Annotated in this window: 28 protein-coding genes and 2 pseudogenes; 16 read left to right on the plus strand and 14 right to left on the minus strand. The window is 70.5% G+C overall.

The window, feature by feature from the left end:
* Positions 1-9 precede the first annotated feature (9 nt).
* From L2Z93_RS16660 to L2Z93_RS16680, 5 genes and pseudogenes are all read right to left on the minus strand, one after another.
* Complete coding sequence (locus tag L2Z93_RS16660) at positions 10-798, minus strand: alpha/beta fold hydrolase (RefSeq protein ID WP_090588891.1); 789 nt, start codon at positions 796-798, stop codon at positions 10-12.
* Positions 799-838: 40 nt separating this feature from the next.
* Positions 839-1,507, minus strand: a pseudogene (locus L2Z93_RS16665) (DJ-1/PfpI family protein); the annotation flags it as partial.
* A pseudogene (locus L2Z93_RS16670) lies at positions 1,506-1,913 on the minus strand (DJ-1/PfpI family protein); the annotation flags it as partial. The pseudogenes L2Z93_RS16670 and L2Z93_RS16665, both read right to left, overlap by 2 nt.
* 54 nt (positions 1,914-1,967) lie before the next feature.
* Positions 1,968-2,924, minus strand: coding sequence for an o-succinylbenzoate synthase (locus L2Z93_RS16675; protein ID WP_090588893.1), 957 nt, complete (start codon positions 2,922-2,924; stop codon positions 1,968-1,970).
* Positions 2,925-2,936: 12 nt separating this feature from the next.
* A complete protein-coding gene (locus L2Z93_RS16680; protein ID WP_090588497.1) occupies positions 2,937-3,578 on the minus strand; it encodes a class I SAM-dependent methyltransferase in 642 nt (213 codons plus the stop codon).
* 125 nt (positions 3,579-3,703) lie between these two features.
* Here L2Z93_RS16680 and L2Z93_RS16685 point away from each other — a divergent pair, with 125 nt between their 5' ends.
* The 6 genes from L2Z93_RS16685 to L2Z93_RS16710 all read left to right on the plus strand — a co-directional run bounded on the left by L2Z93_RS16685 (position 3,704) and on the right by L2Z93_RS16710 (position 7,981).
* Entirely contained in the window at positions 3,704-4,411 is a 708-nt protein-coding gene (locus L2Z93_RS16685; protein WP_090588500.1) for a sensor domain-containing protein, read from the plus strand.
* 3 nt (positions 4,412-4,414) lie between these two features.
* Positions 4,415-5,101 carry an HAD family hydrolase gene (locus L2Z93_RS16690; RefSeq protein ID WP_090588503.1) on the plus strand — a complete coding sequence of 229 codons (687 nt, stop codon included), beginning with the start codon at positions 4,415-4,417 and terminating at the stop codon, positions 5,099-5,101.
* Positions 5,102-5,122: 21 nt separating this feature from the next.
* Positions 5,123-5,581, plus strand: a complete 459-nt coding sequence (locus L2Z93_RS16695) for a nitroreductase/quinone reductase family protein (protein ID WP_090588506.1) — start codon at positions 5,123-5,125, stop codon at positions 5,579-5,581.
* 189 nt (positions 5,582-5,770) lie between these two features.
* Positions 5,771-6,697, plus strand: a complete 927-nt coding sequence (locus L2Z93_RS16700) for a 1,4-dihydroxy-2-naphthoyl-CoA synthase (RefSeq protein ID WP_090588509.1) — start codon at positions 5,771-5,773, stop codon at positions 6,695-6,697.
* A gap of 15 nt (positions 6,698-6,712) precedes the next feature.
* On the plus strand, positions 6,713-7,579 hold the full coding sequence (locus tag L2Z93_RS16705) for an SDR family oxidoreductase (protein WP_090588512.1): 867 nt from the start codon (positions 6,713-6,715) through the stop codon (positions 7,577-7,579).
* 9 nt (positions 7,580-7,588) lie between these two features.
* Positions 7,589-7,981, plus strand: a complete 393-nt coding sequence (locus tag L2Z93_RS16710) for a VOC family protein (RefSeq protein ID WP_090588514.1) — start codon at positions 7,589-7,591, stop codon at positions 7,979-7,981.
* Here the strand turns inward: L2Z93_RS16710 and L2Z93_RS16715 are convergent.
* From L2Z93_RS16715 to L2Z93_RS16725, 3 genes are read right to left on the minus strand one after another with little or no spacing between them, the layout of a single operon-like run.
* Positions 7,978-8,283, minus strand: coding sequence for a DUF3349 domain-containing protein (locus tag L2Z93_RS16715; protein WP_090588517.1), 306 nt, complete (start codon positions 8,281-8,283; stop codon positions 7,978-7,980). The genes L2Z93_RS16710 and L2Z93_RS16715 overlap by 4 nt on opposite strands.
* A gap of 8 nt (positions 8,284-8,291) precedes the next feature.
* A complete protein-coding gene (locus tag L2Z93_RS16720) occupies positions 8,292-8,576 on the minus strand; it encodes a hypothetical protein (RefSeq protein ID WP_090588520.1) in 285 nt (94 codons plus the stop codon).
* Between the two features lie 19 nt (positions 8,577-8,595).
* Positions 8,596-9,843 carry an inorganic phosphate transporter gene (locus L2Z93_RS16725; protein ID WP_090588522.1) on the minus strand — a complete coding sequence of 416 codons (1,248 nt, stop codon included), beginning with the start codon at positions 9,841-9,843 and terminating at the stop codon, positions 8,596-8,598.
* Between the two features lie 280 nt (positions 9,844-10,123).
* On the opposite strand from L2Z93_RS16725, the gene L2Z93_RS16730 reads away from it, so the two are divergent.
* The 6 genes from L2Z93_RS16730 (at position 10,124) to L2Z93_RS16755 (ending at position 16,392) form a co-directional block, all read left to right on the plus strand.
* On the plus strand, positions 10,124-11,320 hold the full coding sequence (locus L2Z93_RS16730) for an inorganic phosphate transporter (RefSeq protein WP_090588524.1): 1,197 nt from the start codon (positions 10,124-10,126) through the stop codon (positions 11,318-11,320).
* Positions 11,321-11,343: 23 nt separating this feature from the next.
* Positions 11,344-11,631, plus strand: coding sequence for a hypothetical protein (locus L2Z93_RS16735; RefSeq protein WP_090588526.1), 288 nt, complete (start codon positions 11,344-11,346; stop codon positions 11,629-11,631).
* Positions 11,632-11,678: 47 nt separating this feature from the next.
* On the plus strand, positions 11,679-12,023 hold the full coding sequence (locus L2Z93_RS16740; RefSeq protein WP_090588529.1) for a DUF3349 domain-containing protein: 345 nt from the start codon (positions 11,679-11,681) through the stop codon (positions 12,021-12,023).
* A 23-nt stretch (positions 12,024-12,046) separates the two neighbouring features.
* Entirely contained in the window at positions 12,047-13,162 is a 1,116-nt protein-coding gene (gene menE / locus L2Z93_RS16745) for an o-succinylbenzoate--CoA ligase (RefSeq protein WP_090588532.1), read from the plus strand.
* An 87-nt stretch (positions 13,163-13,249) separates the two neighbouring features.
* Entirely contained in the window at positions 13,250-14,155 is a 906-nt protein-coding gene (locus L2Z93_RS16750; protein ID WP_090588535.1) for a DUF8832 domain-containing protein, read from the plus strand.
* Positions 14,152-16,392 (plus strand): heavy metal translocating P-type ATPase, encoded by a 2,241-nt coding sequence (locus L2Z93_RS16755; RefSeq protein ID WP_260575455.1) that lies wholly within the window; start codon positions 14,152-14,154, stop codon positions 16,390-16,392. The genes L2Z93_RS16750 and L2Z93_RS16755 overlap by 4 nt, the downstream gene beginning before the upstream one ends.
* Here the strand turns inward: L2Z93_RS16755 and L2Z93_RS16760 are convergent.
* Genes L2Z93_RS16760 through L2Z93_RS16770 form a run of 3 tightly spaced genes read right to left on the minus strand, consistent with a single transcriptional unit; the run spans position 16,389 to position 18,396 of the window.
* Positions 16,389-16,991, minus strand: a complete 603-nt coding sequence (locus L2Z93_RS16760; protein ID WP_128111839.1) for a hypothetical protein — start codon at positions 16,989-16,991, stop codon at positions 16,389-16,391. The genes L2Z93_RS16755 and L2Z93_RS16760 overlap by 4 nt on opposite strands.
* A gap of 1 nt (position 16,992) precedes the next feature.
* Positions 16,993-17,736 (minus strand): MspA family porin, encoded by a 744-nt coding sequence (locus tag L2Z93_RS16765; protein ID WP_090588541.1) that lies wholly within the window; start codon positions 17,734-17,736, stop codon positions 16,993-16,995.
* 27 nt (positions 17,737-17,763) lie between these two features.
* A complete protein-coding gene (locus L2Z93_RS16770) occupies positions 17,764-18,396 on the minus strand; it encodes an MspA family porin (protein WP_234786093.1) in 633 nt (210 codons plus the stop codon).
* A gap of 36 nt (positions 18,397-18,432) precedes the next feature.
* Here L2Z93_RS16770 and L2Z93_RS16775 point away from each other — a divergent pair, with 36 nt between their 5' ends.
* On the plus strand, positions 18,433-18,687 hold the full coding sequence (locus L2Z93_RS16775; protein ID WP_193438862.1) for an Rv2240c family protein: 255 nt from the start codon (positions 18,433-18,435) through the stop codon (positions 18,685-18,687).
* A gap of 5 nt (positions 18,688-18,692) precedes the next feature.
* Here L2Z93_RS16775 and L2Z93_RS16780 read toward each other — a convergent pair whose 3' ends face one another.
* Positions 18,693-19,469: an S-methyl-5'-thioadenosine phosphorylase gene (locus L2Z93_RS16780; protein ID WP_193438858.1), complete on the minus strand. Its 777-nt coding sequence runs from the start codon at positions 19,467-19,469 to the stop codon at positions 18,693-18,695.
* Between the two features lie 86 nt (positions 19,470-19,555).
* On the opposite strand from L2Z93_RS16780, the gene L2Z93_RS16785 reads away from it, so the two are divergent.
* Together L2Z93_RS16785 and L2Z93_RS16790 are read left to right on the plus strand one after the other, a co-directional pair.
* A complete protein-coding gene (locus L2Z93_RS16785) occupies positions 19,556-20,203 on the plus strand; it encodes a DUF1345 domain-containing protein (RefSeq protein ID WP_090588546.1) in 648 nt (215 codons plus the stop codon).
* Between the two features lie 13 nt (positions 20,204-20,216).
* Positions 20,217-21,086: a 1,4-dihydroxy-2-naphthoate polyprenyltransferase gene (locus L2Z93_RS16790; RefSeq protein ID WP_090588548.1), complete on the plus strand. Its 870-nt coding sequence runs from the start codon at positions 20,217-20,219 to the stop codon at positions 21,084-21,086.
* A gap of 110 nt (positions 21,087-21,196) precedes the next feature.
* Here the strand turns inward: L2Z93_RS16790 and L2Z93_RS16795 are convergent, their stop codons facing one another.
* Positions 21,197-21,499, minus strand: coding sequence for a DUF4229 domain-containing protein (locus L2Z93_RS16795; RefSeq protein ID WP_162561896.1), 303 nt, complete (start codon positions 21,497-21,499; stop codon positions 21,197-21,199).
* Positions 21,500-21,547: 48 nt separating this feature from the next.
* Here L2Z93_RS16795 and L2Z93_RS16800 point away from each other — a divergent pair, with 48 nt between their 5' ends.
* Positions 21,548-21,685: a hypothetical protein gene (locus tag L2Z93_RS16800; protein ID WP_099541220.1), complete on the plus strand. Its 138-nt coding sequence runs from the start codon at positions 21,548-21,550 to the stop codon at positions 21,683-21,685.
* Between the two features lie 305 nt (positions 21,686-21,990).
* Here the strand turns inward: L2Z93_RS16800 and L2Z93_RS16805 are convergent, their stop codons facing one another.
* Complete coding sequence (locus L2Z93_RS16805; RefSeq protein WP_370745874.1) at positions 21,991-23,175, minus strand: MinD/ParA family ATP-binding protein; 1,185 nt, start codon at positions 23,173-23,175, stop codon at positions 21,991-21,993.
* Positions 23,176-23,339: the final 164 nt, after the last annotated feature.

Here is a 23,339-nt window from a genome sequence, read left to right on the forward strand (position 1 = left end):
CACAGCGTGTCACACCAGGCCGAGGGCGCCGGGCCGGAAAAAGTCGAGGATCGCGGTGTTGACGGCGTCCGGGGCCTCGATGAAACCCAGGTGCCCGGTGTCCGGGATCTCCAGGTACCGCGCGCCGGGGATGGCCGCGGCGACCTCGGCGCTCAGCGGCGCGGGCAGCACGACGTCGTCGGCGAATCCGATGACCAGCACCTTGGCGCTGATCCCGCGGTAGGCCGGTAGCCGGTTCTCCTGCGGGGAGATGTCCAGCTGGCACAGCACACCCGGGGTCAGCACCGTCGGCCACATGGTGAACATCTCGTACCAGTCGCCGACCATCCGGTCGTCGGTGAGCGTCTTCGGGGAGAAGCTCTCCAGCAGCCGGGCCCGGGCCTGGTATTCGACCGGCAGGTTCGCCCCGGAGGCCGCCAGCGCCTTCTCGGCGACGGCGCCGATCTGGCGCATCCGGTCCGGGCGGCCGCGGGTGGCCATCAGCACCGCCTGGCTGACCAGGTCGGGGCGGGCCACCATCAACTCCTGGGCGATGTAGGAGCCCATCGACACCGCCACGATGCGCACCGGACCGCCGACGAGTTCGTCGATCAGGGCGGCGGTGTCGGCGACCATGGTTTCGGTGGTGAACGCGCCGGCGTTCTCGGTGGCGCCGACGCCGCGGTTGTCGAAAGTGATGACGCGGTAGCCGTTGCGGCGGAACTCCGGGATCTGGTGCAGGTGCCAGGTCCGCCCGGCGCCGCCGCGTCCGGCGATGAACAGCACCGGGTCGCCGGTGCCGCGGTCCTCGTATGCCAGGGTGCTCACCCGGTCACGGTATCGGAGAACGCTGCGCGGCTCAGCGGCCCTTGCGCCGCGATCGGGCGGTGGCGATGGCCCGGTCCCACGCCAACAGCGCGCCGGCTTTGAGCGCCGCGGGCCTGATCAGATCCCGGGACAGCAGCGCGGTGGCGGCGGCTTTGGTGGCTGCCGAGGCCTTGGACATGTGGCCGGAGTCATACGGCGGCTGCGGGTCGTACTCGATGCCGAGCTGGATGGCGCGGGCCCGGGCGTCGCCGGCGATCTGCCCGGCCAGCCACAGTCCCAGGTCGATGCCCGACGACACCCCCGCCGCGGTGACGATGTCGCCGGCGCGCACGACGCGTTCGTCAGCCACCGGGGTGACGCCGAAGGTCTTCAGCACCGGCAGCGTCGACCAGTGCGATGTCGCTCGCAGCCCGTCCAGCAGCCCGGCCGCGGCCAGCACGACCGACCCCGAGCACACCGACGTCGTCCACGCCGCGCCGGGGCGCACCGCGCGCAGCCAGCCCAGCAGCGCGTCGTCGCGGGCCGCCGCCACGGTGCCGGGCCCGCCGGGCACCAGCACCACGTCGGGCGCCGGGGTCTCGTCGAAGGTGTGGGTGGCGCCGATCAGCAGGACTCCGGAATCGGCGGCGACCGGACCGGTTTCGCGCCACACGAACCGGATGTCGGCGTCCGGCAGCATGCGCAGCACCTCGTACGGGCCAGTGGGTGGTCACGCGGCAGCCGTCGAGCAGGCCCGCCTCCGCGGCCAGAAATGCGCCGGTGCACACGCTGACGACGCGGCGGGCATGCCCGGCGATCGCGGCGACCCACGCCATCGCGGTCTCGTCGGCGATGATCGCCGTGGTGTTCCCGCCGGGCAGCAGAACGGTGCCGACCGGCGCGCGGCCCTGGTCGGGCAGTTCCGCGGTGACCAGTCCGAGCCCGGTCGCCGAGGTCACCGGCTGGGCGCCCGGGGCGACGAGGGTCACGTCGTAGCCGAGGGCCCGGCCGGCCTTGTCCGGATCGGCCGCCAGTAGCAGCGAGGCGGTGGTGAACACCTCGAACGGGCCGACGACATCGAGCGCCTGCACGCCCGGGTAGCCGAGGATGAGCACCGTTCTTCGCATGAGGTCCATCGTCGGCGGGTTCACCCGTGGCGTCTAGGACATGGTCCCCACAGATCAGGACAGCAGCGGGTAGCAGTCGGCGACGCGGGCCAGCCACCAGTCCCGGCGCACGGGGTCGGCGGCCAATGCCGCGAGCCGGTCCGGGTCGGGGACGACGGGCGCCACCGGCAGGGCGCCGTCGACCGGCTGCACCGGTTCGGCCACGTCCTCGACGAACAGTCGCCCGGTCCCCAGTCCGCAGGCGTGCTCCAGCCGCGGCAGCGCGGCGGCGGCGCGCAACCCGGCGGCGATCCCGACCGCGGTGTCCAGCGCGCTGGAAATGACCGCGGGAAGGGCGATTTCGTCGGCGATTCGCAGCAGGTTGGCCACCCCGCCGAGCGGGGCGACCTTGAGCACGGCGATATCGGCGGCGCCCGCGCGGGCCACCTTCAGCGGGTCCTCGGCCCGCCGGATGCTCTCGTCGGCGGCGACCGGGACGTCGACGCGCTCGCGCAGCTCGGCGAGTTCGGCCACGCTCGCGCACGGTTGCTCGAGGTATTCCAGCGGGCCGTCGGCGGTGAGCGCCGCCGCGGCGCGCACCGCCTCGTCGAGGGTCCAGCCGCCGTTGGCGTCCACTCGCACGGTCGGGATCAGCGCGCGGACCGCATTGACCCGGGCGACGTCGTCGGCCAGGGTCTGGCCCTTTTCGGCGACCTTGACCTTGGCGGTGCGCGCGCCGGGGAACCGGGCCACCACCGCGGCGACCTCGGCGGCGGGCACCGCGGGCACGGTGGCGTTGATCGCGATGGCGTCCCGTCGCGGCGGCGGCAGCGCGCGGTACGCGGATTCGACGCCGGCGGCCAGCCAGTGCGCCGCCTCGGCGGGTCCGTACTCGGCGAACGCGGAGAATTCACCCCAGCCGGCCGGTCCGTCGATCAGCGCGGCCTCCCGCACGGTGATGCCGCGGAAGCGCACCCGCATCGGCAGCGACACCACCCGCACCCGCTCCAGCAGGTCGGCCAGCGGCGGCAGATCCACTCGGGCTCAGTCCTTTTCGGCGACGTAGATGGAAATCGAGCCACTGACGGTGGAGATGACCTCCGCCTCGCGTACCCGGGCGAACCCGGCTGCTGTGATCAGATCCGGCAGCACGCCGTCGGCGTTGGGCTGAGTGTCCTCCTTGCCGTCGACGAACTGCACAATACGGAACCCGTTGCGCATCAATGGGTTCCGCTGCAGTCCGTAGTCGCCGATGACCAGTCGGCCGCCGGAGCGCAGCGCGGCGAACATGGCCGCCAGGATCGCCTGCTTGACCGGCATCGGGCATTGGTGCAGCACCAGCGAACTCACCACGGTGTCAACCGACTCGGGGCCCAAGAGCTCAACCAGCTGGTCGCCCATGCCTTCTCGCCAATCGATCAACCCGTTCTTGCCCGCGGCCACGGCCAGCATGGCGAGGTCCGGGTCGACACCGATGACGTCGGCGTCCGGCGCGACCCGATTCAGCAACACCGCCAACGATCCGGTGCCACAGCCGACGTCGACGATCCGCTCCCCCGCCCGCGGCGCGGCGTACATCACGATGAGCGGGCGCCACAGCCGTTCGCGGGTCGCCATGGCGACCAGGTCGAAGAGTCGGCCGGAGCCGAAGCGGCCCATGGCGGGGGTGAAGGTTTGCTCGGTCACGACTGCCAGTGTTGGCGCTGTGACCGAATGTGTCCAGGGCTACCCCGACGCGCGCGCATTGGCGCACGGCAGGCGCCAAAGGTGGCCATAGACTCAGCTGTCAGAGACTCCTGAGCGGAACACATATGCGATACCCGATGGCCCTGGCCGCGATCTGCCTGTTGCTGCCCGGCTGCGCCAACACCACCGACGGCAATGCCGTGCGCGCCGACGACGGCGGCGGCCCGCTGGAGACGGTGACCGTTCCGATGGCCACGCTGCCGTCGCTGCTGCTCGATGACGACGCCGTCTCCGACATCGTGGGCGGGTCCGGCGTCGATCTCGTGGCCACCTCGCCGACGCTGATCAACGACGGCGTCGGGGTGGACAAGCAGCAGTGTGTCGGGGCGTGGAACGGCGGTGAGCAGGCCGGCTACCAGGGCAGCGGGTACCTGTCGGCCGCCGGGGCGCTGATGCGCGGAGGGACGACCGCGGCCGACGGCATGACGGTGATCCAGTTCGTCGTTGGATTCACCGACGCCGGTGGGGCCCAGGACTATCTGGAGGATTCCGCGACCGCGTGGGCCAAGTGCGCCGGGCAGGAGGTCATCGACACCGACACCGACTCCGGGGTGGAGGTGGTCGCGGTGCTCGGCGAGCTGAATCGCACCGACGACGGGGTGATCACCATCGTCAACTCCCGCCGCGGCGCCGATTGGGCGTGCCAGCGCGGTCTGGGCGCGCACCGCAATGTCGTCATCGACACCGTCGTGTGCGCGGGCGGCGGCGACGCCGACAGCGCCGCCGATCTGGTCAACGAGATCGCCGAGAACATCGACGGGGCGATAATTTAGGGCGTGCCCCAACCTGACGCCGTCCTGTTCGACTTCTCCGGAACGCTCTTCCGCTTGGAGGAAAACGACAGCTGGTTCGACGGCATGGTCGTCGACGACCAGCAGGTCGACGGGCACGTGCAGGCCGAGCTGATGCGCCGGCTGACCGCGCCGACCGGGCGCAGCGTGGAGATGGGGCCCGAGGAGCACCACGCCTGGGTGAACCGGGATCTGGCCCCGCATCTGCACCGGGAGGCCTACCTGCACGTGCTGCGCGAGTCCGGCGTCGCCGACGAGCACGCCGAGTCGCTGTACCGGCGGGTGGTCGACCCGGCGTCGTGGGTGGCCTACCCGGACACCGCCGCGGTGCTGGCCGGGCTCAAGGCCGCCGGGATCGGCACCGCCGTGGTGTCCAATATCGCCTTCGATGTGCGGCCGGCGTTCGCCTCGATCGGGGCGGCCGGCGACGTCGACGAGTTTGTGCTGTCCTTCGAGGTGGGGGCGGTCAAACCGGATCCGGCGATCTTCGCGGCCGCGCTGGCCCGGCTCGGGGTGGCGGCAGACCGGGCCGTGATGGTCGGCGATTCCGAGGAGGCCGACGGCGGCGCGCGGGCGCTGGGCTGCGAGTTCGTGCTGGTCGACCCGCTGCCCACCACGCAGCGCCCGGACGGATTACTGCGCCCGCTGCGCGAGCGCGGCGTGCTGTCATAGTTCGGGACTATCGTCGGGCTGATGGCCGAAGAGAAGATCAAACCGCCGTGGTGGCTCAAACCGATGAACAAGGTGTTCATGGCGGTGCTCAAACTCGGGGTTCCGATAGGCGGGGATAACGGTCCCGTGGTGCTGACGGTCACCGGTCGCAGCACCGGCAAACCCCGCCCGGTGCCGGTCACGCCGATGACGGTCGACGGCGCCCGCTATGTGGTCGGCGGTTTCCCGGGCGCGGACTGGGTGCGCAACGCTCGGGCCAACCCGGAGGCGACCTACACCCAGAACCGGCGCAGCCGCCCGGTGCGACTGGTGGAGATGAGCGTCGAGCAGGCCCGGCCGTTGCTGCGGCAGTTCCCGACGCTGGTGCCGACCGGGGTGAGCTTCATCCGCAACGCCGGCCTCGTCACCGAGGGCTCGCCGGATGAGTTCGAGGCGCTGGCCGGTCGCTGCGCGGTTTTCCGCATCGATCCTGCCGGCTGATTCGACGAGCAAGCGAGGAACGAGCGCGCGAGGAAGAGGTCAGCCGTATCAGCGCCGGCTGATTCGACGAGCAAGCGAGGAACGAGCGCGCGAGGAACGAGCGCGCGAGGAAGAGGTCAGCCGCATCAGCGCCCCTGATTACCCGGTACCAGCGGTACCGACTATTGCGGGTGGGGATACCGTATTGCCGTGACCGAGAATCCGTTCGACCCCACGGCATGGCGGCCCGTCGCAGAGTTCGAGCCGGCCTTCGCCGATCTGACCGACATCACCTACCACCGCCACGTCGTCGACGGCGTGCCGCAGCCCACGGTGCGGGTGGCGTTCGACCGCCCCGAGGTGCGCAACGCGTTCCGGCCCGGCACCGTCGACGAGTTGTACCGGGTTCTCGACCACGCGCGGATGTCCCCCGACGTCGGGGTGGTGCTGCTGACCGGCAACGGCCCGTCGCCCAAGGACGGGGGGTGGGCGTTCTGCTCCGGCGGGGACCAGCGCATCCGCGGGCGCAGCGGCTACCAATACGCCTCCGGCGAGACCGCCGACACCGTCGACGCCGCGCGCGCCGGCCGGTTGCACATCCTGGAGGTGCAGCGCCTGATCCGGTTCATGCCCAAGCCGGTGATCTGCCTGGTCAACGGCTGGGCCGCCGGCGGTGGGCACAGCCTGCACGTGGTGTGCGACCTGACCCTGGCCAGCCGCCAGCACGCCCGGTTCAAGCAGACCGACGCCGACGTGGGCAGCTTCGACGGCGGCTTCGGCTCGGCGTATCTGGCCCGTCAGGTCGGGCAGAAGTTCGCCCGGGAGATCTTCTTCCTGGGCCGCACCTACACCGCCGCGCAGATGCACCAGATGGGCGCGGTCAACGAGGTCGTCGACCACGCCGACCTGGAGCGGGTCGCGCTGGAGTGGGCCGCGGCCATCAACGGCAAGTCACCGCAGGCCCAACGGATGCTGAAGTACGCGTTCAACCTGATCGACGACGGACTTGTGGGCCAGCAGCTGTTCGCCGGGGAGGCGACCCGGCTGGCGTACATGACCGACGAGGCCGTCGAGGGACGCGACGCGTTCCTGGAGAAACGCGACCCGGACTGGACCCCTTACCCCCGCTACTTCTGACCGACAGGGACCCCGATGAGCCGTAAACCGTTGCTGCGCAGGATTTCCGACACGGTGATGCTGAACGCGATGCGTCCACCTCTGAGCCTGCCGACCGGGATCAATATCGACCTGGCCGGCAAGACCGTGCTGCTGACCGGCGCCTCGTCGGGCATCGGGGAGGCCGCGGCGGAGAAGTTCGCGCGGGCCGGGTCGACGGTCATCGCGGTGGCCCGGCGCGAGGATCTGCTGGGCGAGGTGGTCGGGCGGATCACCGCCGCGGGTGGCGACGCCCGCGCGGTCCCGTGTGACCTGACCGACCTGGACGCCGTCGACGCGCTGTGCGAATCCGTTGGGCCGGTGGACATTCTGATCAACAACGCCGGCCGGTCCATCCGCCGGCCGCTGTCGGATTCGCTGGACCGCTGGCACGACGTCGAGCGGACCATGACGCTGAACTACTATTCGCCGCTGCGGCTGATGCGCGGGTTGGCTCCGGGCATGATCGAGCGCGGGGACGGACACATCATCAACGTGTCGACGTGGGGCGTGCTGACCGAGGCGTCCCCGCTGTTCGGGGTGTACACCGCGTCCAAGTCGGCGCTCACCGCGGTCAGCCGGGTCGCCCAGACCGAGTGGACCCGCAAGGGTGTGCACTCCACCACGCTGTTCTACCCACTGGTCTCGACGCCCATGATCGCCCCGACCCGAGCGTATGACGACCTGGCCGCGATATCGGCGTCGGAGGCCGCGGACTGGATGATCGACGCGGCCAAGCACCGGCCGCTGCGGATCGCGCCGCGGATGGCGGTCGGGGCCCGCGCCATCGACGTCGTCGCTCCCGGTGTGGTCAACAACCTGATGACCCGCCAGCGCGTGCAGCCCACGCCGCCGAAGGGCTGAGCCGCCACGATGGAGATCCTGGCCAGCCGGATCCTGTTGCGGCCCGCCGACTATCAGCGCTCACTGCAGTTCTACGGCGAGCAGCTCGGGCTGGCCATTGCCCGGGAGTACCCCGGCGGCACGGTCTTTCACGCCGGGCAGTCGCTGATCGAGCTGGCCGGACACGGCACACCGCCGGCCGGGGCGCCGCCGTTCCCGGGTGCGCTGTGGCTGCAGGTCCGCGACGTGTACGCGACCGAGGCCGACCTTTCCGGGCGCGGTGTGCCGATTCTGCGGCCGGCGCGCCAGGAGCCGTGGGGCCTGCACGAGCTGCACGTCGCCGACCCGGACGGCCTCACCCTGATCTTCGTCCAGATCCCGGCCGACCACCCGCTGCGGCGGGACACCCGCACCGCGAGCTAGTGCGCTGACGCCAGCGGCCACCCGACCGACGCGAGACGCGCGGCCACCTGGTGGATCTCCTCGGGGTTCGGCTCTTTCTCCGCGACCTCGCGGATGGCCTGTTTGATCCGCTCGGGGCTCACCCCGTCCGGGTTGGCGTCGCTGAGCAGCACTCCGCGGGTAGCGAGCACCACCTCTTCCTCGGTCAGCGTCCGGGTCAGCAGCGCCAGCAACGGGAAGTAATCCTTGGGCGGCACGCCGTTCGGGTAACCGGCTCGCAGCCAGTCCAGGACGTTGTCCGCCGCATTCGTGTTCTCCGACATCTGGGCCCCTACTTCTTCGGGAGGTACCAGAACGGATCAACGTTGAAGTGGTGGACGATCGTGGACCGGGTGATCCACAGGATCGCCATCACGATGACCAGTCCCACCACGGCGAACAGCACCAGGCCGAGAGCCTTGAGCACCGGGTTCGGGGCGTGCAGGGCGCCGTCCTCGGTCTCACCGCCCGCGCCGGAGGAGAACGCGACCAGTCCGACGGCGAACAGTGCGGGCAGGCCGGCGCCGAGGACCAGGCCGATTGCGAGCACCCGCAGGATGCTTTCCAGGTAATGCATCAGTTCTTTCCTAACCCGTTCAGGCGACCGGAGTGTTGCCGGCGGCGGACTTCTCGCCCTGGCGCATTTCGGCCGGGACGACGGAGTTGGTGCTGTCATCCCAGTCGGCGTTGACGTTGGTGTGGTCGACCTTCTGCTGGTTGGCGCGCCACCAGATGTAGTAGGACAGCCCCACCAGGATCGCGAAGATGACCAGGGAGCCGACCAGCGCCGAGGTGGCGCTGCTGATTGCGTGCGCCAGCCAGAAGGTCAGCGCGCCGACCAGGGCGGCAGCGGGCAGGGTGACGACCCAGGCGACGACCATCCGGCCGGCGACCGCCCAGCGCACCTGGGCGCCGGGCTTTCCGACGCCGGAGCCGAGGATCGAACCGGTGGCGACGTGCGTGGTGGACAGGGCCATACCCGCGGCGCTGGAGCTGAGGATGATCGCCGCCGAGGACGCCTCGGCCGCCAGGCCCTGCGGGGATTCGATCTCCACCAGGCCCTTGCCCAGGGTGCGGATGACGCGCCAGCCGCCGAGGTAGGTGCCCAGGCCGATGGCGATCGCGCAGCTCGCGATGACCCAGATGGGCAGCCCGTCTTCGGCGACATTGCCGGTGAGGTGCCCGGTGGTGATCAGCGCGAGCGCGATCACGCCCATGGTCTTCTGCGCGTCGTTGGTGCCGTGCGACAGCGCAACCAGCGAGGCGGTGGCGATCTGGCCCCAGCGGAATCCCTCTTCGCGGCGACGCTTCACCACGTTGCGGGTGAGCCGGTAGACCAGCCAGGTGCCGCAGGCGGCGACCAGGCCGGCGATCACCGGCGCGGCCAGGGCGGGGATCAGCACCTTCTGCGTGACACCGCCCCAGTTGATGCCGGCCAGGCCGACCGCGGCGAGTCCGGCGCCGATCAGGCCGCCGAACAGCGCGTGCGACGAGCTGGACGGGATGCCGAACAGCCAGGTCAGCAGGTTCCACAGGATGCCGCCGATGAGGCCGGCGAAGATGATGGTCAGACCCATCGACGGGTCGATGTTCGGCAGCAGCGATCCGGTTTTGCTGTCCTGGATCTTCAGCACCGAGGTGGTGACCGTGACGGCGACCTCGACCGAGAGGAAGGCGCCAACCAGGTTCAGCACGCCGGCCAGCAGCACGGCGGTCTTCGGCTTGAGGGCGCGCGTCGCGATGGACGTCGCCATGGCGTTCCCGGTGTCGTGGAAGCCGTTGGTGAAGTCGAATGCCAACGCGGTGGCAACCAACAGCACCAGAATGATCAACTCTGCGCTCATAGCTGAACATTGCAGCAGACCCCACACGGGTTCTCCTAATGATCTGTAGCAGCCTGACCTGCTGATTTACCGGAATTCGGGAGGAGTTCACCAAGCGTTCACGCGTTGTCGCTCAGCCGTTTCCCAGCGGCAGCGCGACCAATCTGGCGCCTCGGCCCTCGGGTCCGCCTAAGGGTGTGCTCCGGTCCGAATGACCCTCCGCCGGCATACCTAGGTAATTTGCTGGCACCAGTTCTCCGATTGGTTTGCCAGACGTTCACCAACCCGACAGAATCCAGGGGTGGACTTCCAGTTCTTCCTCCTGATCATCGTCGTGATGACGGCGTTGGCCTTCGACTTCACCAACGGCTTCCACGACACCGGCAATGCCATGGCGACGTCGATTGCCAGCGGGGCGCTGAAGCCCAAGGTGGCCGTGTCGATGTCGGCGGTGTTGAACCTCGTCGGCGCGTTCCTGTCCACCGCCGTGGCGGCCACCATCGCCAAGGGACTGGTGGACGCCAACCTGGTGTCCTTGGAACTGGTGTTCGCCGGCCTGGTCGGTGGCGTGGTGTGGAACCTACTGACCTGGCTGCTGGGCATCCCGTCGAGTTCGTCGCACGCGCTGATCGGCGGCATCATCGGCGCCATGCTCGCCGCGGCCGGCATCTCCGGCGTGCTCTGGCAGGGCGTGGTCCGCACCGTGATCGTCCCGGCCATGATGGCGCCGTTCATCGCCGGCCTGGTGGCCTGCGTCGGCACCTGGCTGGTGTACCGCTCGGTGCGCAAGGTGCCCGAAGAGCGCACCAACACCGGATTCCGCTACGGCCAGATCGGTTCGGCCGCCTTGGTCTCGCTGGCGCACGGCACCAATGACGCGCAGAAGACCATGGGCGTGATCTTCCTGGCGCTGATCTCCTACGGCGCGGTCAGCAGCGACGATCACATGCCGCCGTTCTGGGTGATCGCGTCCTGCGCGTTCGCCATCGCGCTGGGCACTTACCTGGGCGGCTGGCGCATCATCCGCACCCTGGGCAAGGGCCTGGTGGAGATCGAGTCCCCGCAGGGCATGTCGGCGGAAACCTCGTCCGCCGCGATCATTCTGCTGTCCAGCCACTTCGGCTACTCGCTGTCGACCACGCATGTCGCCACCGGCTCGATCCTGGGCAGCGGCGTCGGCAAGCCCGGCGCGGAGGTCCGCTGGAATGTGGCGGCCCGGATGGCGGTCGCCTGGCTGGTCACCCTGCCCGCCGCGGCGCTGGTCGGCGCCCTGACCTACGGGGTCGTGCACGGGATCGGCGGCTGGGTCGGGGCGATCGTCGGCTTCAGCGGCCTGATCGCGGTCTCCGCGGCGATCTACCTGCAGTCCCGCAAGACCAAGATCGACCACAACAACGTCAACAATGAGTGGAAGGGCGATCTGACCACCGGCGTCAACGACGACCCCGAGCCCACTTCCCCTAATAAGGCCACGCAGGCCGAGACCCCCGCGGTCTGAGCAGGAATCAGAGAGGCCTTTCCGTGAACGGTTGGATCAACACCACCGCGATCTTCCAGATCCTGGTCGCCGGACTGATCGTCGGCGCCGGGTTGCCGGCCCTGTTCTCCATCGGGGTCCGACTCAACGCCGAAGGCGTCGGGGTCGCCGAACACGGCGGCGTGACCCGCAAGAGCCCCGTGCTGGTCGCGCTGAGCTGGGCGATCTTCCTGCTTGTTTTGACGGTGGTGCTTCTGGGCATCCTCTTTATTGCCCGTGATTTCATCGGGCATCACACCGGCTGGTACCTGCTGGGCGCGAAAGCCAAGTAGCATCGGCCGCTGTCAGCGAGCACGCCGACTCCTCGAAAGGTGAGTCCTTGAGCGATTTCCTCAACCGGATCGTCACCTGGCTGCGCGCCGGCTACCCGAACGGCGTTCCGCAGAACGACTACCTGCCACTGTTCGCGCTGCTGCGCCGGCAGCTGACCGTCGAAGAGATCAAGTTCATCGCCGAGGAGCTGGCCGCGTCGGCCGACCCGCCGATCGACAATGTGGACATCGGCGTCGAGGTGATGTCGGTGATCGACGACCTGCCCGCCCCGGTGGACGTCGAACGGGTCCGGGAACGGCTGATCGCCAAGGGTTGGCCGCTCGATGATCTGCGGGACGACAGCCCGGTCGACACCGGACGCGCCGAGGACGGGCCCGAATCCGCGTCCTGACCGCCCGGGCCCTCGACGCGGGACTGCCCGACGCCGAACTCCTCGGCCTGCTCGATGACGCGCTCTCGGGCCGCATCACTCTGCTGCCGCTGGCCGGCGACGACGATCACAGCCGCGGCGTCGCCGAGGCGCTGCGGGCCGGGGAACCCATCGACGACGCGGTCGCTCTGGTGGTGCCCACCTCCGGTTCCACCGGCTTCCCCAAGGGCGCGATGCTGTCCACCGCGGCGGTGCTGGCCAGCGCCGCGGCCACCCATGACCGCCTCGGCGGTCCGGGTCGCTGGCTGTTGGCGCTGCCGCCGCACCACATCGCCGGGCTGCAGGTGCTGATCCGGGGCCTGGTCGCCGGCACGGCGCCGGTCCGTCTGGATGTCAGCGGCGGATTCGACGTCACCGCGCTGCCGGGCGCGATCGCCGCTTTAGGCTCCGGGCGGCGCTATCTGTCGCTGGTGAGCAACCAGCTGGCGGCCGCGCTGCGTGACCCCGCGGCCGCCGCCGCGCTGGCCGAGACCGACGCGGTGCTGCTCGGCGGCGGGCCGGCGCCCGCGCCGCTGCTGGACTCCGCCGCCGCGGCGCGGATCCCCGTCGTGCGCACCTATGGGATGAGCGAGACCGCGGGCGGCTGTGTGTACGACGGTGTGCCGCTGAACGGTGTGCGGGTGCGGGTGGACGGCGGCCGGGTGCGCCTCGGCGGTCCAACGCTGGCCTGCGGGTACCGAAATCCTGTGACGCCCAATCCCTTTGCCGAGCCCGGCTGGTTCGCCACCGACGACCTCGGCGAGCTCGACGGCGACGGCCGGCTGCGGGTGCTGGGACGCGTCGACGACGGCATCCTCACCGGTGGGCTGACGGTGCTCCCGCAGCTGGTGGAGGCGGCGCTGCTGGCTCATCCCGCGATCGCCGAAGCGGTGGTGTTCGGCACGCCCGAGCCGCGGCTCGGTCAGCAGGTGACCGCGGCACTGGTGCTCTCCCCCGACGCCGCCGCCCCGACACTTGGCGAGCTGCGGCGCCACCTCGAGGCCGCCGGGCTGGCGGGCACGGCCGCGCCGCGCGTCGCGCACGTCGTCGAAGAGATTCCACGCCGCGGGATCGGCAAACCGGACCGCCGCGCGTTGGTCGCCCGGTTCTCCGGCGCCTGACTCCACACCCCTTGCGGCATACCCCCAAGGGGTATACTCTGCGCCATATACCCCCTAGGGGTATATGGCGCGGGAGAGGAGAGCCGGATGAACGCCGCAGGACGATTGGCGGCCTTCGGGACCGGACTGGCGGTGGCGTTCGCCGGCGCGTACGCCGCGGCCGGCGCGATCGTCCCGGAATCCGCGGTCACCACCTGGCAGCAACAGGCGGCGGCGCACGCCGACATGCCCGGTATGGACCACGACTCCGGTCCGACCGGGCTCTCGTTGGGTCAGGGCGGCTACACCCTGGGTCCCGTGCGGACCCCCCCGACCACCGCCGCCCCCGGGGAACTGAGCTTCGCCATTCTGGGCGCCGACGGCACGCCGCTGCGGGACTACGACACCACCCACGACCGGGACCTGCACCTCATCGCGGTCCGGTCCGACGGCGCGCAATTCCGGCACGCGCACCCGCGGCTGGACCGCCAGACCGGCGTGTGGTCGCTGCCCTGGCGGTGGGACAGCGCCGGGACCTACCGCGTCTTCGCCGACTTCCAGCCCGCCGAGGCGCCGGCGCTGACCCTGTCCCGGACCGTGCAGGTGGCCGGAGACTTCAACCCCATCGAGGCCGGGCCGGTCCGGCGCACCGCCGAGGTCGACGGGTTCACCGTGACACTTCGCGGCGACCTCACCCCCGGCGCCACCGAGGAGCTGACCGTCGAGTTCGCTCGCGACGGCCGCCCGGTCACCGACCTGCAGCCCTACCTCGGCGCGTTCGGTCACCTCGTCGCGCTGCGCGACGGCGATCTGGCGTTCCTGCACGCGCATCCCGACGGCGCCGAACCCACCGCCGATCACCGCGGCGGCCCAACGGTCACCTTCGCGACCCAAGCCCCGACCGCCGGCCGCTACCTGCTGTACCTGGATTTCCAGGTCGATGACCAGGTCCGAACGGCAACGTTCGTCGTCGACACCGCGCACCGGCACGTGGGAGAGGACGAGCACTCGTGAGCACCGTCGAACTGCAGATCGGCGGCATGACCTGCGTGTCGTGCGCGAACCGGATCGAGCGGCGGCTGAACAAGCTCGACGGGGTCGACGCGACGGTGAACTACGCCACCGAGAAGGCCACCGTGCGGGTTCCGGAGGGTCTGGACCCCGAGCAGCTGATCGCCGAGGTGGAGAAGACCGGGTACACCGCCGCGCTGCCGGCGCCCCGCAAATCCCGTCCGGACGACACCGCCGAACCCGCCGACGCCGACCCGGAACTGTCGAGCCTGCGGACCCGGTTGATCGTCTCCGCCGTGCTGACCGTGCCGGTGATCGCCATGGCGATGATCCCGGCGTTGCAGTTCCCCTACTGGCAGTGGGCGTCGCTGACGCTGGCCGCACCGGTGATTGTGTGGGGCGCCTGGCCGTTCCACCGGGCGGCCTGGGTCAACCTGCGTCACGGCGCGGCGACCATGGACACCCTCATCTCGATGGGCACCCTCAGCGCCTTCCTGTGGTCGCTGTACGCGCTGTTCTTCGGAACGGCGGGAACCCCGGGGATGAAGCACCCCTTCACCCTTACCCTGCAGCCCTCCGACGGCGCCGCCAACATCTACCTCGAGGTCGGCGCCGGGGTGACGCTGTTCATCCTGGCCGGCCGCTACTTCGAGAAGCGGTCCAAACGTCAGGCCGGCGCCGCGCTGCGCGCGCTGCTGGAGCTCGGCGCCAAGGACGTCACGGTTCGCCGTGACGGCGTCGAGCGCACGATCGGCGTCGACGAACTCGCCGTCGGCGACGAATTCGTGGTCCGGCCGGGTGAGAAGATCGCCACCGACGGCCAGATCGTCTCAGGTTCCTCGGCCGTCGACGCGTCGATGCTGACCGGCGAGTCGGCGCCCGTCGAGGTCGGCCTCGGCGACCTGGTCACCGGCGCCACCGTGAACGCCGGCGGCCGACTGGTGGTGCGGGCCACCCGGGTCGGTTCGGACACCCAATTGGCGCAGATGGCCCGGATGGTCGAGGACGCCCAGACCGGCAAGGCGCAGGTGCAGCGGCTGGCCGACCGGATCTCCGGGGTGTTCGTGCCGATCGTCATCACGGTCGCGACCATGACCCTCGGGGCCTGGCTGGGCGCGGGATTCCCGGTCAACGCCGCGCTCACCGCGGCCGTCGCTGTGCTGGTCATCGCCTGCCCGTGCGCGCTCGGCCTGGCGACCCCGACCGCGCTGCTGGTCGGCACCGGCCGCGGCGCGCAACTGGGCATCCTGATCAAGGGGCCCGAGGTGCTGGAATCGACCCGCAAGGTCGACACCATTGTGCTGGACAAGACCGGCACGGTGACCACCGGCAAGATGACGCTGCTCGACGCGCTGCCCGAGGCGGGCGTGGACCGCTCGGAACTGCTGCGGTTGGCCGGCGCGCTGGAGAACGCCTCCGAACACCCCATCGCCGCGGCCATCGCCACCGCCGCCACCCGTGATGTCGGCGAGCTGCCCGAACCGGAGGACTTCGTCAACGTCGAGGGCAAGGGCGTGCAAGGCGTCATCGACGGGCACGCCGTCGTCGTCGGCCGCGAGTCGCTGCTGGCCGATTGGTCGGAGCACCTGAGCCCGGAACTGGCCGCGGCCAAGGCGTCCGCCGAGCGGGAGGGCAAGACCGTGGTCGCCGTCGGCTGGGACGGCGCCGCCCGCGGCGTGCTGGTCGTCGCCGACGCGGTGAAACCGACCAGCGCGGCCGCCATCGCCGGCCTGCGCCGACTCGGTCTGACGCCGGTGCTGCTCACCGGCGACAACACCGCGGTGGCCCGGCAGGTCGGCGCCGAGGTCGGCGTCGACGAGGTGATCGCCGAGGTGCTGCCCGCGGACAAGGTCGACGTGGTCGCCGGGCTGCAGGCCCGCGGCAAGGTGGTGGCGATGGTCGGCGACGGCGTGAACGACGCGCCCGCGCTGGCTCAGGCCGATCTGGGACTGGCGATGGGCACCGGAACCGACGTGGCGATCGAGGCCGCCGACATCACCCTGGTGCGCGGCGACCTGACCGGGGCCGTCGACGCGATCCGGCTATCCCGTAAAACGCTGAGCACCATCAAGGGCAATCTGTTCTGGGCATTCGCCTACAACACCGCGGCCATCCCGGTCGCCGCCGTCGGCATGCTCAACCCGATGCTGGCCGGCGCGGCGATGGCGTTCTCCAGCGCGTTCGTGGTGGGCAACAGCCTGCGGCTGCGGGGCTTCACTCCGACGGCCAACGTCGACTAAGGGACCGCGGGCGGCACGTCGGTGGGCTCGGTGGGCGCCGGGGGCAGGTTCTCCACCGGCCCGGGCGGCAGGGCCGCGTCCTCCGGTGGCGCGGTGCCCGGCAGCGGCTCCGACAACTGCGGCGCGGGCATCCGGCCGAGCGCCCCGTGCAGCATGGCGTGCAGCCCCTTGAACCCGTCGATCCGGGCGAACGGGCCGGGCGCGCTGGTCTGCAGCTGGTACTGGTTGGGCGCCCGGTCACCGGGCACCCGGTACTGGTTCGGGTTCAGGTACGCCCCGGCCGACAGCAGATCGTCATTCGGCCCCGCGTCCCCGGGCTGCCCCGACGGTGGGCGCTGCCCGAGGGTCAGTTGATCCATTGGCGCTCCGGCCACCGCGCCCAGCGGACCGAAGGACTGCACCTGCGGGTCGGGCGGCGGCGGCGCGTCGACCACCGCCCCCGGATTCGGTTGCCCGGCAAGCAGTCCCGACCCGATCGGAGGCGCGGGAGCGGGCGCGGGCGGCGCGGGCGCCGGGTCTGCCGTCGCGGCGGGAGCGTTAGCCGCCACCGCCGCGACGAGCGCCGCGGCCGCGAACCACAGTGGCCTCGGAATGGCCATCTCAGAACGTCTTCGGCACGCCGTAGTACGAGACGATGTCGTCGGCGTCGGGCCCCGAGCTGGTCAGCACGGCATACGACCGCAACGACGAGGCGCCCACGCAGTTGTCGATCTTGACGTGCACATCGCGGATGGTGACCCGCGTCGAATTGCCCTTGAAGGACTTCTTGTTCACGACCACGGCGGTGACGGTGCCCGGCCGCGGGGCGACCTCGATCTGCCCCTGGATCGGCACGGTGATCGCGCCGATGTCGGACAGTCCGTTGGTGCCGCTGGCGCCGGTGGTGTCATAGGCGAGTTGGCCACCGGACAAGCCGATCGAGCCGTTGAGCTTCACCTTGTCCATTTCGATGCCGCAGCCGATCTGGTAGCCGACCTCCAGCGTCCCGCCCTTGACCGAGTCCATGCCCTCACCGGTGAAGGTGGCGCCCACCAGCCATTCCCGCGACGACAGCGAGGTGGTCAGCGGCGCGACCGGCAGCTGGGTCTCATCCTTGGCCAGCACGGTCAGCATGCGGCCGTCGGGCGTGTGCGCGATTCCGGGCGGCCCGGACGGCGCGGCGCCGGTTTCAACGGGCGGGGCCGCGTCCGGCGGCGCCACTGCGTCGTCCGGCGGCGCGGCCTCCGGTGCGGGCGCCGCGTCGGCGGCGGCCACTGCCGGATCGGTCGGGTCGGCCGGCGCGAGTGGCGCGCCGGCGACCGCGAGAATCAGCGCGGCGGCCGGAATTCCCAAGCGGTGCAACATGTTCTGTCCTTGCTCTGCGTCGTTGGCCTAAACGGCCTTGGTCACACCGAGATAGGTGATGACGTCGTCTGTGTCGTCGGTCGAGCTGGTCAGGGTGGCGAATGACCGGATGAACGACTGGCCCGCGCAACCGTCGATCTTCACTCGGAAGCCGTAGATGGAGACCCGCGCGGTGTCCCCCTTGTAGGACTTCTTCCCCACCGAGACGATGTTCACGGTGCCCGGCTTCAGCGCGATCTTCAGCTGCTGGTTCACGTTCGCGGCGATGCCGAAAGTCGGCAGCTGCGGCCGCCAGCCCTTCATGAATCCGCCGACGAACGGCGAGACACCGGCGGAGGTGATCGACTCCACGGTGTCCTGGATGATGCCGCATCCGATCTGGTAGCCCGCCTCCAGCACTCCGCCGGACAGCTCGGTGCTGCCCGCGCCGGTGATGGTGCCGACGAAGGTCCCGTCGACGATGTACTCGCGGGAGGTCGGAGCGCCGGTCAACGACGGCACCGCCGCCAGGGACTCCTCCAGCCCGGTGACATTGAGCTGCCAACCGTCCGGGGTCATCATCACCCCGGGCGGCCCCGAGGGCATCGGCCCCAGCAGCGCCGAGCCCGGGTCGCCGGCCGGCGGGGCGGCATCCGGGGCGTTGTTCGCGACCTGGGCCACATTGGGGTCATCGGGGTCAACTGGTCGGATCCCAACGTGCGCACCTCGAACGTGACCGGTCGCACCGCGTTGCGGGAGGCCTCCGCCGCGGCGATGAGCGCCGCCAACACCCCGGGACTGGACCCGGCGATCTCCGGACCGATGCGGTCCTGGTCGTTGCGGGCCACCAAACTGCTGCTGATCATGGGGTTGCACGCCGGCGGCGACCGGCTCAACACCACCGCCGACAATATGAACACCGACGCGCACAACGTCCAAATGACTTGTGCGGCAGCGGGAACCGTCGTCTGATCAGCTCAAGGAAGTTCGAACGGCAGTTTCACCCCGTCGTGTGCCAGGCAGTGCGCGCAGGTGTGCTGCGCCGGTATCCGGGCGATGGCCGCGGCCACCACGTCCTTGAACGGGCCGAGGTTCCGCTGGAACTCCGCCATCACGTCCACGGTGCGCACACCCTCCCCGACCTCCACGCCGGCGTCCAGGTCGGTGACCAAAGCGATTGGCGCGTAACAGATTTCCAACTCGCGGGCCAGCACCGCCTCCGGGCAGCCGGTCATATTGATCAGGGTGCAGCCCTGATCGGCGTACCAGCGGCTCTCCGCGCGGGTGGAGAACCGCGGGCCCTCGATCACCACCATGGTCCCACCGTCGAGGACGCCGTCGACCAGCGCCGCCGACCGCAGATCCGGGCAGTACGGATCGGCGAACCCGACGTGGATGCCGCCGCCATCGAAGTAGGTCGACGCCCGGCCCGCGGTGCGGTCCACCAGTTGGTCCGGCACGACCATCGCGCCCGGTCCCAACCGCGGGTCCAGACTGCCGACCGCGCACGGGGCCAGCACCTGTCGCACCCCGAGCGCGCGCAGCGCCCACATATTGGCCCGATACGGCACGGTGTGCGGCGAGTATTCGTGCCGCACACCGTGCCGGGGCAAAAACGCCACCTCATGGCCGGCGATCTCGCCGACGGTGATCGGCGCGCTGGGGGCGCCGTAGGGAGTGTCCGCCTCGACCCGGCGGGCGTCGGGCGGGAAGAAACTGTAGAGGCCGGAGCCACCGATCACGCCGATCATCACGCCATTGTCTCCGGCGCGACGACTACGTGCCGACACCGGCCTGCTCCGACGGGGCGAACCGGCGCCCCGCGTGCTTAGCTGACGGCGTGGCACTTCGAGTTCATAGCGGACCGCCGACCGTCCGGCTGGCGGCGGCCGCCGTCGTCGGCCTCGCGGCGATCGGGGTCTTCGGTTCTCAGGTCGGCTGGACGTACGCTCCGGTGGCGGGCTGGATCGCCGCCGCGCTGGTGTACCTGTGCTGGACCTGGCTGCTGATCGCCCCGATGACCCCGGCAGAAACGCGTGAGCACGCCACCGCCGCCGCCCGGGACGACTCCACCCCACGCGCGGTCGAGCTGATCGTGGTGCTGGCGGCCCTGGCCAGCCTCGCCGGGGTCGGCGCGCTGCTGGTCGCCGCACGACACGGCGGCGACGTCCGGAACGTGACGGTCGGGATCCTCAGCGTGATCTGCGCCTGGCTGACCGTGCACACCGCCTTCACGCTGCGGTACGCGCGGCTGTACTACCCGAATCGGGAGATCGATTTCAACGACCCGGAGTTCGAGCCGACCTACCTGGACTTCGCCTACGTGGCGTTCACCGTCGGCATGACCTACCAGGTTGCCGACACCAACCTGCGCAGTCCCCGGATGCGCCGGACCATCCTGGCCCAGGCGTTGGTGTCCTTCGTCCTCGGCGCGGTGATCCTGGCCATCTCCATCAACCTGGTGGCGAGCCTGCTGAATTTGGGCTGACTACGCTTGCCGGATGGCCACCGTCGCGCAGTGGGTTGAAGGCGCCCGTCCCCGCACCCTGCCCAACGCCATCGCGCCGGTGATCGCCGGCACCGGCGCCGCGGCCTGGCTGGGCGCCGCTGTGTGGTGGAAAGCGCTGCTGGCACTGCTGGTTTCGGTGGCGTTGATCATCGGGGTGAACTACGCCAACGACTACTCCGACGGCATCCGCGGCACCGACGACGAGCGCGCCGGCCCGGTTCGGCTGGTCGGCGCCCGATTGGCGGCGCCGCGGGCGGTGCTGACCGCCGCGCTGATCAGCCTCGGGGTGGCCGGGCTCGCCGGCGTCGCGTTGGCGCTGGCCAGCAATCCGTGGCTGATCGTCGCGGGCGCGGTGTGCATCGCGGCGGCCTGGTTCTACACCGGCGGCTCCAAGCCGTACGGCTACCTCGGTCTCGGCGAGGTGGCGGTGTTCGTGTTCTTCGGGCTGGTCGCGGTCTGCGGCACCCAGTACACCCAGGCGCTGCGGGTCGATTGGGTCGGCCTGGCCCTGGCGGTCGCGATGGGCTCGCTGTCTTCGGCGGTGCTAGTCGCCAACAATCTGCGCGACATCCCCACCGACACGGTCTCCGGCAAGATCACCCTGGCGGTGCGGCTCGGCGACACCCGGACCCGACGGCTGTACCTGGGGCTGCTTGTGGTCGCGGGCCTGTCCACGGTGGCCCTGGCTTTCGCCACTCCGTGGGCGCTGGCCGGACTGGCGGCGGCTCCGCTGGCGGCGCGCGCCGCCCGGCCGGTGGTCACCGGGGCCGTCGGGCCGGCGCTGATCCCGGTGCTGCGCGACACCGGGCTGACCATGCTGGTGCTGGCGACCTGCGCCGCCGTCGCGCTGGGGCTCGGTTAGATCCGGTTTCGGGGCCGAGCTGCACTCAGATCAGCTTCCGGCGGCCTTAGCCCCGACCCCCTCGCAACAGAAGCCCGCTGGGCAACACCCGCCACTTACGCAACAGGCCGTTAGGCGTCGTCCTCGCCGCGCAGCCGGCTCTGCAGGCGCTCACGCTCGGCGCGGCGGCCCTCATCGATCACGGCGATGCTGGCGGTGGCGCGCTGCCGCAGCGGGCGCAGCAGCCAGATGCCCAGCGGCATCGCGATGACCAGCCCGAACAGCGCGGCGACATAGGTGGGCAGGTTCTGCACCCCGAACGCCTTCGCGCCGTAGTAGATCACCACGGTCAACACCACCACCAGGGCAATGCGCGCCAGGGTGTACATCAGCACGTCGGTCATCATCCGGCCCATCGGGCGCTGCTCAGCCACGGTTCAGAGCCTACCCACGCGGGTATATTCGATCTCAGGAGGTTCGTCGTGCTTTACCTGCTCTTGGCCCTGTTTCTGGCAGCCGCGTTGGTCTACGTGGGTGTGCGGCTGTCGCAGCGGCGCACGGTGCCCCCGCGCGTGATCGGGCCCGACGACGACCCCGACTTCCTGCGCCGCCTCCCGTAGGAGACGCCGACGGTCGCGTCTGACCGCAAGTGGCCAACGAGGGGACGTTTCTTTCCCGAACGGCCTGCTACGGCACGTTCTCCTACGCGAGTGGCCATGTATTGCACGAGGGGCCAACGACGCACACAAAAGCCCAGGACGGCCCTGCGCGAGGCGGACGCCACGGAGCCCTCGTGCGCTAACTGGCCAATCGCGAAGGTTTTCGTGCCGGGATCGGCCACTCGCAAGATTTCTCGTGCGCTACCTGGCCGTTCGCGAACGTGCCCGCACGACGACGATCAACGTCAGGCTTCTCGTGACGCGCCCTAGTTACTGCTGAACCCGTCGGCCACGACGGCGGCCAACTCGATGAGGGCCTCCCGGGTCTGCGGGCGCAGCCGCTGCAGGTCGATCTCCGCGCCCTCTTCCAGGTGCGGGTCGAACGGCACCAGGCGCACCGCGCGGCAGCGCCGGGAGAAGTGGTCGACGACCTTCTGCAGGTCCACCTTGCGGCTGCGCGGCCGCACCGCGTTGATGACGGTGACCGCGTTGCGGACGAGTTCCTCGTGTCCGTGCGCGTCCAGCCAGTCCAGCGTCGCCGACGCGCTGCGGGCGCCGTCGACCGATCCGGAGCTGACGATGATCAGGGTGTCGGCGTTGGCCAGCACCGCGGACATCGCCGAGTGCATCAGACCGGTGCCGCAGTCGGTGAGGACCAGGCTGTAGTAGCGCTCCAGCACCTCGAGCACCTGGGTGTAGTCGGCGTCGCTGAACGCCTCGGACACCGCCGGGTCGGCCTCCGACGCCAGCAACTCCAGCCGGCTGGGGCCCTGGGAGGTGTAGCGGCGCACATCGCTGTAGCGGGCGATGTCCGCGGCGCCGGCGATCAGATCGCGCACGGTGGCCGGGGTTTCCAGCGCCGCCTTCTGGCTCAGCGTCCCGCGGTCGGGGTTGGCGTCGACGGCCACGACCCGGTCACCGCGGATGGAGGCGAACGTCGCGCCCAGCGTCGCGGTGATGGTGGTCTTGCCGACGCCGCCCTTGAGGCTGAGCACCGCGATGGTGTGGCAGCCGGCCAGCGGCTTGTTGACGTGCGCGATCAGGTTGCTGTGGTGCTCGCCCGCAGCCCCTTCGCCGAGGTTCACCAGCTTGCCGGTGCCCAGGTAGACCCAGCGTCGCCAACCCTGGGTCGGCGCCGGCTTCACCTGGCGCAGCAGCGAACTGGTGGACAGGTCCGGGTAGGGGGTCTGCGGCACCACGGGGCGCACCGGGACCGGCAGCGCCGCGCCGGCCGGGGTGGGGGCCGGGCGCACCGGGGCGTTGTGGCCGAAGTGCGGACCGTAGCCGGGCTGGCCGAACGGGTCGACCGACGGCATCCCGGTGGGCGGGGCCAACTGCGCGGTGGGCCGGGTCGGGCCGGTCATCGGGTCCGGTTCGGCGAAGCGCTGCTCGGTGCGGCGCTGCTCACTACGGAAGCTGGGCTGCGGGTAGCCGCCCGAGGGTTGCCGCACCGGTTCGATCAGGCTGGTCGGGGCCTCATCCTCATCGCGGCGGCGGGGATCGGAACCCAATGAATCTGACACCAAAACTCCTCGTCTGCGTTTCTCGACAGCCTGCGTTTCTCGACGACGCTGCCCGGGGTATCGGCCCAGCGCTCAGCGCCGTTAACCGGAAA

The organism is Mycolicibacterium brumae (assembly GCF_025215495.1).
Classification (GTDB): Bacteria; Actinomycetota; Actinomycetes; order Mycobacteriales; family Mycobacteriaceae; genus Mycobacterium; species Mycobacterium brumae.